Below are 13,862 nucleotides of genomic sequence, written 5' to 3' on the forward strand. Positions count from 1 at the left end.
TCAATGCAATGAGGTAGGGGGAAGCAAATTGATTTTACAAAATGATAAATATACACATTCTCCTGTGGCACAGGATTTTATCTGGGTGGCTGAGTATCCTGACGGTACTCATCTCCCAGAATTTGATTTTAATACAAAAGAAGAGAATAGCTTTTATAAGATTGATAGAAATAAGCTTTTCCGGTTCGGATTAATTGGTCATGGTAATAAAATTTATTTTGAACGTGATGGTATTTTCAGTATAGCAGGTCATCGCATTCAGTTCTTTTATGAATTTGATGGAAAAACTATACCTTTAAATGGTGATTTTAAGTATGACATTAACGATATTATCACATTTAAAGATGCAGAAGCATCAGGACTTGTGGCTGGTTTTCAGGGAAACGGAATGCTATCGAACCGTATCACTCATTACAGCTTGGGTTATAAAACGAATATTAATGTTGAGGGTATTAACTTTCATTTTAAACCCATTGTAAAACTTCCACTTAACCAACCTGCCATGATTAATTTACGAATGGTAGCTGATCAGAAATTAGATGGAAAAGTGATTATAGTAAATAATGGACGAGTAGCTTTTGAAACTAAAGCGCCTCTTGAGCCTAATATAGGTGGTGAATTGAATTGGATCATTCAGTAAAGTTAACAAGAGAACAACTTCTAAATACCCTTTATGGCACATCTTATAACATGGATGGGAGTGTAGTAAAAGATACTGAAACGATTCGAAACTACACAATAGAAGTTATAGATAAGAAAGTTCACTTAAAAACATTTAATATACCAGTTCAAATCTTAGTAGAAAACGAATGGTGTGATATTGAAAGTGTAGTAAGTGATGAAGATTTAAGTCTAATATATTCAACATTTCAAGAAGTTCATCTGGACAGTGAAATAATTTTAGACACAGATGATCCAACAGGTATTTCTGTACGAAGTCGTGAACGAGTTCGTGATTTATCTAATTTAATTTCTGAAGCAGGTATAGATTTGCCGAGGGAATTTACTTGGGTAGACGGGGCATCTGAAACAAGTGGTGTTATTATTTTACCTCAAGATGATTACGACAAAGTATTTATTGCTACTGATCCGGACAAAGATGGAAATCCTTTAATTGTCTTTATTAAACAAAAGACAGAAAAGGATCAAGAAAGACCATACTTTGTAAAAGAAAAAGGTAAGACATATATATATGTTGACCATTTCTCTGGTGGAGGGGGAACACAATCTAGTCCCTATTTAGTTGAGGATGAAAAGGATTTAGATAATGTCCGAAGTAACTTAGGTGCTTACTACACGCAAACAAAGGATATTATTATGACTAGTTATCAAACTGGTTCTGGTTTTGCTCCAATTACTAGCTTTAAAGGTTACTATGATGGTGCGGGATATGATATTAAAGATTTATATATTAATCGTACCCAATCTAATGTGGGTTTGTTTGGTGAACAAACCGGGGGAACTATTAAGCGTGTTCGATTAGTTAATGTAAATATTGTGGCCAATGGATCAATGGTAGGTGCTTTAGTAGGAAAGTCTGATGGAGATGTTGAAGATTGTGCCGTAATTTCGGGAACAGTTAAAAATGAGGGGAGCTCTGCTGGTCATACAGGAGGTTTAGTTGGCTACCAAAATGCAGGGAGTATCTTTAGAAGCTACAGTCATGCTGATGTGATGTCTTCAGGTAATAACTGTGGTGGTTTTGTAGGAACTGTTAATGGTGGATCTGTATCTCAATGTTTCTCAACAGGTTCTGTTACTGATTTAACAGTTGCTAAAAATGCTTCAAGTCATGGTGGTTTTGTAGGTTCAGGAAGCAGCATATATACTTGCTACTACAATCTTACAAAACAAGGTGGAGTAGCTAAAGGTGGGGGCACTGCACTTAATGAAGCAGACATGAAAAAGGCTTCTTCATACTCGTTTGATTATCAGAATTATTGGCATATTGGCGATTATAAAGTAAATAAAGGATATCCTGAGAATAGAAAATTTATTAAGTTTAAAAAAGGTAAAGGAATTTCAAAGGATCCGTTCCTCATTTATAATCAATTTGATTTAGAACAAGTCCGTCACTTTGCTGATAAACATTTCCGCATGGAAAACGATATTGTATTAAACTATCCTAAGTCGGGTTATGGTTGGTTACCAATTGGAATGGGAATGAGTAATAATAATAATGGCTGGTGGGCTAATATTTTTCAAGGAACTTTTGATGGGAATAATAAGGCTATAGGTAACCTTTACATGTATAGACGTTCAACTTCTAATGTTGGATTATTCAGTGAATTAGCTAATTCTGCCATTGTAAAAAACCTTTTTATTATTGATGTAGACATGGAAATTGGTGATAATTCAGGTATTGTGGTAGGTAAAATGGGTGATTATTCTAAATTAATTGATGTAAGTGTAAAGGTATTCAATTCGTTTACTTATAAAGTTTTTGCTAATACGGGTAACGGAAAAGGCTCAGGGGGGCTGGTAGGTATTATAGGTAACAATGCGACCATTGAAAACTGCCTTTTTGATGCACCTATGCAGCAACATAGTGGCTATTTTGGGGGGATTGTTGGTACTACTGGGGATAATAAGGCTCTAATATCAAAATGTACTATATCAGGTATTTTTGATCAAATCAGTGGTTTGATTGGAGGAGTTATTGGAAATATTTCCTATATAAATAGTGCTTATAAAACTAGTCAAGACATTAAAATACAGGATTGTGTAATTCATGCAGATATGAGGAAAGCTTCCAATTCTGCGGGAGTAGTTGGAGGAGTCCATGTAAGAAAAGCTGCTTACTATAATTCCTCAGGTGGGGATGGGGTATGGGGAGTAACCATTTCCAGGGTAGTCATCACGGGGTATGCATCATATTCATGTTTAAGGAACTGGACAATTGATTCCAATTATGGAGGAGAGTCAGTTAGCCCATCACATTTTATCACAGGTTGGACAATTGACAATAGTTTTTATAATAGTAATCGAACTAGCGCAGGCAGTTTTAATTCACTTGTCGGTAAGTATACACCAGAAATCCGACATCCTTCCACATACAGTGCCTATGATTTCGTGAATATTTGGGCATTCGATGAAAAAAATCGAGATGGAGATCCCGTATTAATAAAACACATCCCACCAAAACTTCCGATTTTAGGTTTTAGAAATGAAATAGGCCTGTACTATACTGATGAAGCAGGTAATATTTTACGATATTTAGAATATGGAACTTTGGTAGCGGGTAGTACCTCTGAGGCTTATCCAGTATGGTTGCAGAATAATGCTGATTTTCCTGTTAAAGATATGAAGGTTTGGGTCGATCCACCTACAGTTAAACCGGGGATTACAGTCCAATTAAGTTTATCAAACAATCCTTTTGTACCTGTAGACGAAATACCTTTCCCTGGAACTATACCTATTGGAGATGCTAGGCAGTTTTATATTAGGTTCCTATCCGAAGTTACAGTTACAGAGGGTGGCACATTTGATATGAAGGCAAAAGCAAGTCCTGCTTAATGAGCTTTTCATCTCAATACAATGGGATTGGATGTGATTAGAATGGCATATCCGTTAAAGGGACTGACCTTACATTTACACTCTGCGTTAGCTAACCAAGGTTACTCACAGGGTGTAAATACAATCCCTGTTAATTCTTGGTTTGATTTAGCAAGAAAAGGGCATAACGGAAGTTTGATAAGTTTTAACTTCTCGCAAGATAAGACTTGGACAGGTATGAATATACCTACGGATCCTTATTCACTTTACTTTAACGGCCTTAACAATCACGTGGTAATCCCTAATCATTTGGAATTACTGCCAATAGACTCAGGTTTTACTTTTGAAACTTGGGTCAAACCAGTTAAGTCAGGTTATATCGCATCTTATGGTGCGGGAAGCGAACGAGGGTTTTCACTTTACTTTGACTTAGATACTCGTGAAATTCAGGTTCAAATAACGACAGAAACAAAGAAAATGTCTTTTGTTTTTGCTGAAGTTAACGTAAAGGCTTGGCAACATGTAACTTTGCTATATGATGGGGAACGCTTATGGGGTATGATCAATGCAGCTCCGCAGGGCTTTAGTTTACCTATATTGGGGGAATATGTTAATACAACAGCCCCATTAGTATTAGGTAAATCATCAACAGCAAATAATAGTTATTTCGAAGGGAATATAGCAACTTTTAGAATATATGAAAGGGCACTTAGTTGGGATGAGGTAACGAATAGTTACAATGCAGGTTTTCTTATTACCGACAATAAAAGTGAACTATCTTCTAAGGGATTAGTATTATGGCGTGATGAGATAGAAGCTACCTTAAATGTAAGCATAATGTCTCGAGCAACAGCGAAATATGAGACAGCCAAAGTAGATAGTCAAAATTTAAAAGGCTTCATAGATATTATGAAACCTGAAGATATGATAAGTTCTATTATAATTAATCCAAGTATTAGAATAGCCGCTAACTATGAGATTGATAAATTTGGAGAAGAAGATTTAGTTGCTACAATTAGTGTCACACATTTCCAAAAAGATTTAAGATGTACATTGAATATCAATCCTATTAGTTATATGCGTTCTGAATATAATATGGAGGGTTATGGATCTAGCGATTTTAAATCAGAAATTAGAGTATGTACACATAATAATCTAATTTCAAATATATCTATTAACCCTTATGCCAAATTAGTAGGTCATTATGGGATTGATGAGCAATATATTTCAAGTTTACTCTCTGAAGTAAATGTATTGACGTATCCTGCACATTTAAAATCAAACATTATAGTGAATATGAAAGAAATTCATTTGTCTGCTAAGTATGAAACGGACAAAGCTTCATATCATGATTTTAAAGGTGCCATTTCTGTAACATATTTTAAAGATTTACCTTCCAATATTGGAGTTAATATAAATGTAGATATATTAGTAAGGGCTATATACTTTACTGAGCCTTCGTATTATAGTGATCTTTATTCCGAGATTTTTGTAATGGGTACGAATAACTTGGAATCAAGTATGCACATCTCTACTAATTCATCTATAAGAGCAACCTATGGAGTAGATGGTATTACCATTAGAGATTTCCCTGCAAATCTTACTGTAAGAGCTGTACAGGAGCTTCTCTCTACTATTAACGTAACGACCCGTTCATCCATGAGAGCACAGTATGGTATGTCGGGAATTATCATAGATGATTTGGCTTCAAAAATTACTATTACTAGTCTTTCAGAGCTCGATGGTACCCTAACGGTAGCTGTAAAGGGAATAATGTCTGCCAGCTATGAAATTTCTCCAATCTTTATAGCGGATTTACCTATGGATTTAGGGATTAAAGAGTGGAATGAATTATATGGAGACATGTTCATTAATTTGAAAAACAGGATGGTGGCTACCTATGAGATAGCACCTATTTATTTTGAGTGGTTATCATCTGAGTTATCGATTAGAGTAACTGAAAATTTACAATGTAAATTGTTTGTCTCTAAGCCATTCGTATTAAGAGCTAGTTATGGCATGATGGAAAGGCCAAAGTTTAATATGAAATTGTATCCGAATAAGGATGCATTTGTTCGTGAATTTTTCCCGAAATTAAACTATGGTTCAGAAACACAGATGTATATAGGTAGGACTGGATCACCGTTTCCTGAGAAATATCGTTCCCTTGTTGGATTTGATATTTCAACAATACCTACAGCAAATACTGAAATAGGTAAAGCTATTTTACGACTGTATTATGATGGGAGAGGACAAGGTTCTCAGTCTGTCCAGGTCACTGAAAGTAATAGTCAATGGAATGAAACAGGTGTAACGTGGGCTAACCAACCTCAAGCTGCAATAGATGGATTTTCTGTAACTAGAGTAATAGGTGGAGCAGCTGGATACGTAGAGTTTGATGTAACGCAGTTAGTTAAGCAGTGGCATATATATGAAAAACCTAACCTTGGTTTCTTAGTGCGGGCAGTAGAAGAGTCGGAAAATTTATCTAGAGGATTTTATACAAAAGAAGCAATCGAGCGAAGACCAGAGTTAGAAGTTACATACTATGACATGCAGATATATTCTGATGATCATGCGTATGTTTCAGCAGAAATCACAATTATTCAGAATAAGGTAAAAGATTTAATTGGTAACATTCTTGTTAGAGATAATAAAGGATTTGGTAATCTAGCATCTAGTTTACATGTTCATCAACCTAGGGAGTTAGAATCCCGAATTTGGATTAACCATCCACAAATTATAGGTAGTATTGTATCTAGACAAAAAGATTTTAGTGAAATTCTTGCAAAAATAGCTATTAAAACAATAGGTGCATCTGACCTTGATGGTTATATTCGTGCCAATGAAATAGAAAAACGTTCGAGTATTTATGTTCTTTATAGAAATGATTTGAGCACTAATATTACCGCTCGTGTATGGGGGAACCCTATAGTTAATGGTGGGCAAATAACCTCTACTATGAGTATTACTGAAAATAATAAAGTCTCTAGTGTTTATGTTCTTTATAGGGATGATCTCATTTCTAATTTTGATATAAGAGTATGGTCTAATGATACTGACTTGCAAAATAATCTACTCATGGAATTTGAAATCACACGTAGTTTTGAGTTGTCTGGTAGTTTAGATGTTAAAGAGCGAGTTGAATTAGATAGTACAATTGGAATTAGGGTTGAAGAATATACGGATCAACATTCTGAAATGTACGTTAAGTATAGGGTGGATTTAAAAGGTTATGGTAACATAGGAAATCCTAATTTAAAAACGTACATTAATGTTTGGGAGAAATCTTTATTAAATGGCCATGTAATTGCAAGACAAAATAATGAGAACAATCTTCCTGCGACTATTCATATTCCGCTAGGTGGGTGGGAGGAAATTCCTTCTTCGATAAATCTACGCATGATGTATGATGTTCCAGGTATTGTAACAGTAAACTCAGGTAATTTACAATCGTTTATTACGATTCCTATTAATGCGCAAAAAAATCTGGTTTCCATGTTAAATGCGCGAGTAAGAAGAAGCTCAGATTTAGACAGTATATTTGAAATAAATTCAGGAAACTTCTATTCAGAACTAACTGTAAGAGCTATAGGTCATATAGATTTTAGAGGTTATGTAAGAGTTAAACAAAATACTGAAGATAGGCTTCCGATTAAGGGGTATGTAAGGCCTTGGGTTAACTTGTTCTCTAGCATTACTGCTAGTAAGCCACGGTATAGAGATTTAGCCTCTTCTATTAGAATAAGACAAACTGGTGCAGTGATACTAGAAAACTCTATTGTAGTAAGGGTATGGGGTGACTCTTGGCTTGATGGCGGACAACTAGATGGAACAATAGCTATTCGAATATGCGATAACCAGAATCAAGAATCAAGTATTAGTATTAGACGAAGTGCTGAAATCGGATTAAATGGATTTATTCAAGCTAAACAAGTTAGTGATTTACCTTCCAAGATTGCTGCAAGACAAATTGCCTTAGCAGATTTAGCTTGTGAAATAGCTTGCTATGATCATTTTAATTTGTTCGGGAACGCTACTGTACGAGTATGGGGTGATTCTCAAACAGATGGTGGTTTACTTAATAGTGAAATCACCGTAAGACAGTCTTCGAATAGTAATCTTGTTGGTTTAGTTAAAGCATTTGAACATTACAGTGTAAATTCCACGGTTATTATAAGGCAGAGTGATAAGGAAGATTTAAGCAGTACAATTGCAGTAAGACGATCAGCTGTATATGATAAACTTGGAACAGTAGCTGTTAGACAGTCCGATAAAAGTGACTTACAAGCTTACAATTTCTTTGTAAGACAAAGTGATGAATCACAGATATCGGTAACAGCTTTAATTAAGCGTGTTAGCAATTTAGAGAGTAGTGTTGAGGTTGTAACAGCGTATCCTTATGCTTATATAATGTAAAAGGGAAAAGTAGCCTACCATTTCACTGGGTAGGCTATTTTTTATGATTAAATTCTTATAATTTCTATTGAATAAGATAATAAATTTATAAATATATGAGCCCTATAAATTCTTATGATTTTGCTGTAAAAATCAATTTTCATTGTCTAAAGAACTTTCAATGGTCTAATTAAAGTAACTTTTCTTAACGTATTGTGTTGTAGATAGTGTTTCTCTAAGAAAAGTGTAATCTTTTTATTTTTGAGTAATGTTAGAGGGAATATATAAATCTTCTACTTATATTGTTTAATAGCGTAAATATTTCCAATGTAGAAAGTTAGTTTTATGTATAGTGACATGAAATTGTTTAAACTATTCTACGTAAGAAGCTAGATAAGACTCAATGATAGAAAGTGATAACTGTCTTAAGTTATAAGGATAAATGAAATAGGAATACGTTTTATCTCTGACAATACATGGAGATAAAAATTTTGAGCGTATTTCATGTGTAACATCTCTTTACCTTGTAATAATTCAAATTAGGTTATGTCTAAGGTAGGAGAATTTCTAAAAGTAGGAGGCTATTATATATGCCTAAACAGGGAAAATACAATCTTGTTGAAATTGGTTTGATCAGTATAGCACTGTGGTGGGCAGTTTTATTGTTATCTCCCATTGCTACATTTAAAAATTCTGTTTACAGTACTATGGAGCAAGTTATGCCGGAACAGTTATGGGGCATGCAATGCTTATTTATATCTTTCTTCTTATTATATGGGGTGGCTACAGATAATAAGATTATTAGAAGTATTGGATTGTTAATTTCTATTGGATTTTGGACATTTGTTTCCGTTTCCTTATGGTTAAGTGATAGTGCTACAACAGGTACAAGTTATTTTGTTTGGGCACTTATGGCCGCAGGTCTCTATCTTAAGCTGATGAAAGTAGGTGACGGTTAATGAAAGATAGTTTAATTTCTGCAATTGCTTCTGTATTAGGCATGTTTATTACAGGGGGTTTTGGTTACTTAACTTCTAAGAACAAACCAACTTCTAACACTAGTATCGATACAAGTACAAACCGTCATTCTTTATCTGATGACGAAAGGCAGTTTCGAATTGAACTCAAAGATATGATGTTAACATATCAAAATCAGGTGAAAGAACTAACTCTAGAGGTTGCTAGATTAACAAAAGCGAATCTTCAATTAGAAGTACAAGTAAGACAATTAACGGCTCGTAATGAGAGTCTAGAAACGCAAGTACATGAATTGACCACTGCGAATAGAGAATTAAAAGAAGAGGTACAAAGGAGACGCAATAGTATTGCGGAATAAGGTGAATCCTAGGAGTTTAATTCGGAATAATCAGTTATTTTAAGAGCAAGGACTACCTCTATCTGTTTTTATTTTAAATATATTTATTATTCTTAGTAAATGTTAAACCATTAAATATTCTCCTTATAATAATGCAAATCAAGTGTTGCAATACGAGATTGATGTTCTTCGTTTTATTCAGGCATGAGGAGGTCTTGATGTGGGATTTAAGAAAAAATTTGAAATTGAAACAGATTATCTGGATGAAGGATCAACCAAGCGTCCTGGTAATCGCATTTATGTTCAATTTATTGTTGCACATGATATAGAGCATCCAAACTTAACAGCAAGAGAAAGTGTAGATTATTATCAACGTACACAGAATCAATCAAATACTGCGGTACATTTTCTCGTAGATGATAAACAAATTATTGAGTGTATACCTGCTGTGACACATGAACCAGAATATGCCTTTCATGTAATTTATGATGTTAATACTAGTAATGCATTATATGATACATGTGCTAATAATTCTGCCATCGGAGTGGAATTATGCTACGGTGAAAAAATTGATAAGGTAGATTCGTATAAGCGCTATGTTTGGCTGCATGCTTATATTTGTTATAAGTTTGGACTAAATCCTCGCCGAGATATTATAGGGCATGATGTACTAGATTCTAAGCTGAGAAGTGATCCCACTAAAGGACTAGAATTTGTAGGTAAAAGCTTTAATCAATTCATTATGGATGTAGTAGACGAGTTTGAAAGTTGTACAAAGGAAACCAATATGATAGCTAAACAGGTATCGGTCAAAAATGGAAAGTTATATACAATACGTGCAACTGATACGCTTCAGTCTTTAACCACACAATTTGGTATAAAAGCAGATTGTTTAAAAAAATTAAATCCAGAACTGGACATCCATGCATTGTATGAAGGACAAAGTATTTTAATCGAGCCAGGTTCACCTCAATTAGGCAAGAATTACATCAACATAGAACTAGAAGAGTATATGAGAAGCCCTCCTGTTCGACCATATCCAGGAAAGCCTATAAAACGAGGCGATAGGGGACGGAATATAGAGGTGATTCAAAGAACATTAAAAGTGAGTGTTGATGGCATATTTGGTAAGGAAACAGAAGAAAAGGTCAAAGAGTATCAGCGTAATTCTAGTTTCTTATCTATTGATGGTGTAGTTGGTATGCAAACTTGGTATGCACTATTTTAAATTGGAGGAATAGAAAATGAATGCCCTTTTACAGTCAATGCTAGAGAATGGAGCATTGTTAGTGATTTTAGCAATTCTAACAGAATCTCTTACAGAGATTCTAAAAAACATGATACCTAATAGAACTATTCAAGATCGTTTCACGTATCTGTTATCTATTTTTGTAGGTATTTCTTTAGCATTTGCTTTTAATTTAAACTTCTTTGACTTGAATGGATATGGAAAATATATATCCATTATATCTGCAGGATTATTGGCAAGTAGAGGAGCAAATTATGCGAATGGATTTTTGAAAAAATTTGATATTTTACGTTAAAGAAGGATGGGGTTAAAGTATGGGATATATTGTTGATATTTCAAAATGGAATGATAATATTAATTGGGCTGTGGCGGCGAAAAATCTAGATCTTGCTATTTGTCGTGTGCAATATGGTTCATTGAAACGTGATAAATTGTATAATCAGCATGTACAAAAATTAGAAGCATATGGCGTCCCGCATGCAGCATATGCATATGGGTGTTATGTAAGTGTTAATGATGCAATTGTGGAAGCAAAAGATTTTATGGCACGAGTTAGTCCAAATGCTAGATTCTTAGTGTTAGATGTAGAAGATGATACACTCGCAAGTTGTGGACCAAGTAAATTAGCTGCAGCATCTCAAGCATTTATTGATACATGTAAAGCGGCAGGGTGGAAAGTTGGTTTATATGTAAGCCACCATATGTATGAAAAATATGGGTTAAGTAATATAAAAGCTGATTTTTTATGGGTTCCACGCTATGGCAATAAGCCGAAATATAGTTGTGATTTATGGCAATACGCAGACAATACAACAGGTGGGTATGTATCTGGAATTGGGAATTGTGATGTTAACCGTTTGAATGGTGACAAATCTCTTAAATGGTTCTTGGGAGAAGAGGAGAACAATACGTTTTATCGTATCTACCTTGGTGACTTTAATACGTCTGAGTGGAAGGATGCCACAATGAATAGAGTAAAAGAAATTCTACCTGGTTATGGTTTGTGGGAGGAAAATTTAGGGGATGATAATTATCGAATTATCGTAGGAGATTTTAATACTAAATCATGGGTTGATGAAACATTTAATAAATTAAAATTAGCTCTTCCTAACTATGGTATGTGGATTCAAGAAATTTAATAAATAAGCAGATTCTTTATTTAAAGAATCTGCTTATTTTTATATGTAACTAAAATGGTTTTTAAGAAGTTATATAGTTTGAATCTTCTGTCATTTAATGTTATATGCTTTTTTAATTAAGTTTTATTGCGAGCAATCATTGCATTCAGATAGGTTTTGATCTAAGCGGCTTATAGCTTGTTGACGAATATAATATAAAACTCGAGAGCTATACTTGCTTATATTGTAACCACATACATCTAATAAATCTTTGAGTTGTTCTATATTCATTATACAGTTTAATTCGATCATTTCTTCTGCAATTAGTCCAATTTCACTTTCATATTTGGACAATCGTTTTGACTCAAAGTTGTTATCTAATTTATTCTTTATACGGTTTAAAGCACGATTAACTGTCATTGGATAGACATTTAATTTTTTTGCTATCTGTGAGTTATTGTTACCATCCATAATAAGATTGATCACTTGAGTTTCAAATTCGGATAAATTGGAGTTTTTAAGTAGATTTTCTACATAGATTTTATCCATTACTTTACTTTCATAACCTATTGAGTAATCCTCGGGTTCAAAGCTTTCAAGTGAATTTAAAGAGGTTAATTCTGAAGCGAATCGAAGAACATTTTCAATGCGCTCTACAGTAACATCAAGTAATTTTGCTAATTCTTCAGCTTTTGGAAAATAACCTAGTTCATTTTCAACTTTCTCCATTTGTTTGAGTAGATCTACTGCACTTCGACTTAAGCGTACAAGTCTAGAATCATTATAGAGTAATTGGTTAACTTCCCATATAATTGGCCGATAAATATAAGTAGTAAACTTAATTCCTTTATTAAAATCAAAATCTCTAATTGCTGTAATAACAGCTATATAAGCGTGTTGAAGTAACTCTTCTTCATCCACGTTAAATTTGTTTTTCAGGGATTCAATGCTTCCTTTGTAGTGAGCAATGATTGAGAAGAGAAATTCTTTATTTTCACATAAAAGTTCAGAGAGTAAATCAGGATCCTCTTGGCAAGCTTTCAATAACACATTGTTATGTAAGTCAGGTAAATTATCTTCTCTCAGGTCAATATATCTTTGGGAAGGCACTTTAATTCACCCCAACTCTATTAACCAAGAAAAAACTGTTGGTTAATTTTAAGAAATAAGGTTGATGTAATGAATCAAAGTATGGGCCCCAATTTAAAGTATTTGAATTGAAATATAATGTCTTTAGTAACTTGTTTTTTATCATTTTTAAATCCTCCTATTTGTTGAATCTGCATACTAACTGTCGTTATGAGAAGTTAATAGGTTGCGACGGAAAAAGTAGAATGATCTAAAACGGGAAGAAAATATAGATGTATTAAGTGAACAGATGGAGATTACTTGTAAGTATGGAATTAGAGGTTAGAAAAAACTATTTTATATTAGATTTTTAAAATCTAACAACTATTATTAGGGATATTTCGATAGCTACTATGAAAAAGGAGGAGTAATGATTCTGTTTTATTCAAACTAAATTTCAGTTAAACAAAACTAAAAGAAAAGAAAACTTTTTAAAGAGTAATAAAGTTGTTAAAAGTTGGGATTTCTTAGGAGGTGAAGAAAGTGGCATTGACTCCGCATGGTTATAGAATATATTGTGATAAAAAATTGGAGGATGTTATTTCTATTTTAGATGAAAACTTAGAAATTAAGATTGATGGAATAGTATACAATGTCATATTAAAGACAGGGGAATATAAAACTTATCATGAGCAATTTGAAAGTGAACTTCCTGAAATGATTACAACTATCTTTCGAGATAATAACGTTCCTGTGTTTTGTAAATTAGGTGGGGTATATGATTTTTCTAATAATCGTACTGTATTAGTATTTGAGCACATGGATACAAAGAAACATCATGATATTAATTTGATTGGCGGCTCAGCATACAATTTATTAATTGGAAAAGTATTAAATACGGAACCATTTGCAGATGGTACTTATTATAAATTTATGGAGATTCATAGCAATATTTTAGTGGTATACCCTGATATGTCACAAATACTGTCTACAATTTTAACAAGACAGTATGCGAGCTATACTCTTAGTGGAACAGCTATTATTAGAATGAGTATGTTTGAAGAGATAAAAAGTTCTATTTATGTAGCAAGTGCATCGCGATTAGAGGGAAGTATTTCAATTCGCAAATCAAGTAACTCTCATATTAAAGGAACTATATCAATACCTATAGATGCTTCTCATGATATTGGCTCGTTCTTAATTATTAGGAAATAAGTTC

General features: G+C 33.6%; 10 protein-coding genes. 9 read left to right on the forward strand and 1 reads right to left on the reverse strand.

The features are described from left to right. Positions 1 to 28: 28 nt before the first annotated feature. The 8 genes from NST86_RS28365 (at position 29) to NST86_RS28400 (ending at position 11,596) form a co-directional block, all read left to right on the forward strand. Positions 29 to 640 carry a hypothetical protein gene (locus tag NST86_RS28365; RefSeq protein WP_000602965.1) on the forward strand — a complete coding sequence of 204 codons (612 nt, stop codon included), beginning with the start codon at positions 29 to 31 and terminating at the stop codon, positions 638 to 640. Continuing rightward, positions 625 to 3,516 carry a halomucin gene (locus NST86_RS28370; RefSeq protein WP_087948151.1) on the forward strand — a complete coding sequence of 964 codons (2,892 nt, stop codon included), beginning with the start codon at positions 625 to 627 and terminating at the stop codon, positions 3,514 to 3,516. The genes NST86_RS28365 and NST86_RS28370 overlap by 16 nt, the downstream gene beginning before the upstream one ends. A gap of 42 nt (positions 3,517 to 3,558) precedes the next feature. After that, positions 3,559 to 7,914 (forward strand): DNRLRE domain-containing protein, encoded by a 4,356-nt coding sequence (locus NST86_RS28375; RefSeq protein ID WP_340934955.1) that lies wholly within the window; start codon positions 3,559 to 3,561, stop codon positions 7,912 to 7,914. 569 nt (positions 7,915 to 8,483) lie between these two features. Next, positions 8,484 to 8,852 carry a hypothetical protein gene (locus NST86_RS28380; protein ID WP_001125914.1) on the forward strand — a complete coding sequence of 123 codons (369 nt, stop codon included), beginning with the start codon at positions 8,484 to 8,486 and terminating at the stop codon, positions 8,850 to 8,852. After that, complete coding sequence (locus NST86_RS28385) at positions 8,852 to 9,229, forward strand: hypothetical protein (protein ID WP_000655295.1); 378 nt, start codon at positions 8,852 to 8,854, stop codon at positions 9,227 to 9,229. The genes NST86_RS28380 and NST86_RS28385 overlap by 1 nt, the downstream gene beginning before the upstream one ends. Before the next feature lie 199 nt (positions 9,230 to 9,428). After that, a complete protein-coding gene (locus NST86_RS28390; RefSeq protein ID WP_097796914.1) occupies positions 9,429 to 10,436 on the forward strand; it encodes an N-acetylmuramoyl-L-alanine amidase in 1,008 nt (335 codons plus the stop codon). Between the two features lie 16 nt (positions 10,437 to 10,452). Beyond that, a complete protein-coding gene (locus NST86_RS28395; RefSeq protein WP_340934959.1) occupies positions 10,453 to 10,752 on the forward strand; it encodes a hypothetical protein in 300 nt (99 codons plus the stop codon). A 19-nt stretch (positions 10,753 to 10,771) separates the two neighbouring features. After that, positions 10,772 to 11,596: a GH25 family lysozyme gene (locus NST86_RS28400; protein WP_061664331.1), complete on the forward strand. Its 825-nt coding sequence runs from the start codon at positions 10,772 to 10,774 to the stop codon at positions 11,594 to 11,596. Positions 11,597 to 11,719: 123 nt separating this feature from the next. Here NST86_RS28400 and NST86_RS28405 read toward each other — a convergent pair whose 3' ends face one another. Further along, on the reverse strand, positions 11,720 to 12,685 hold the full coding sequence (locus tag NST86_RS28405; RefSeq protein WP_340934962.1) for a sigma-70 family RNA polymerase sigma factor: 966 nt from the start codon (positions 12,683 to 12,685) through the stop codon (positions 11,720 to 11,722). 501 nt (positions 12,686 to 13,186) lie between these two features. Between NST86_RS28405 and NST86_RS28410 the strand changes: the two genes are divergently transcribed. Beyond that, positions 13,187 to 13,858: a hypothetical protein gene (locus NST86_RS28410; protein ID WP_061664333.1), complete on the forward strand. Its 672-nt coding sequence runs from the start codon at positions 13,187 to 13,189 to the stop codon at positions 13,856 to 13,858. Positions 13,859 to 13,862: the final 4 nt, after the last annotated feature.

This window comes from Bacillus sp. FSL L8-0199, assembly GCF_038005705.1.
Classification (GTDB): domain Bacteria; phylum Bacillota; class Bacilli; order Bacillales; family Bacillaceae_G; genus Bacillus_A; species Bacillus_A cereus.

Bases quoted from the DNA above. Each gene is read 5' to 3' on its own strand.
- NST86_RS28375 (WP_340934955.1), top strand. From the start codon at position 3,559: ATGGCATATCCGTTAAAGGGACTGACCTTACATTTACACTCTGCGTTA.
- NST86_RS28380 (WP_001125914.1), top strand. From the start codon at position 8,484: ATGCCTAAACAGGGAAAATACAATCTTGTTGAAATTGGTTTGATCAGT.
- NST86_RS28385 (WP_000655295.1), top strand. From the start codon at position 8,852: ATGAAAGATAGTTTAATTTCTGCAATTGCTTCTGTATTAGGCATGTTT.
- NST86_RS28395 (WP_340934959.1), top strand. From the start codon at position 10,453: ATGAATGCCCTTTTACAGTCAATGCTAGAGAATGGAGCATTGTTAGTG.
- NST86_RS28400 (WP_061664331.1), top strand. From the start codon at position 10,772: ATGGGATATATTGTTGATATTTCAAAATGGAATGATAATATTAATTGG.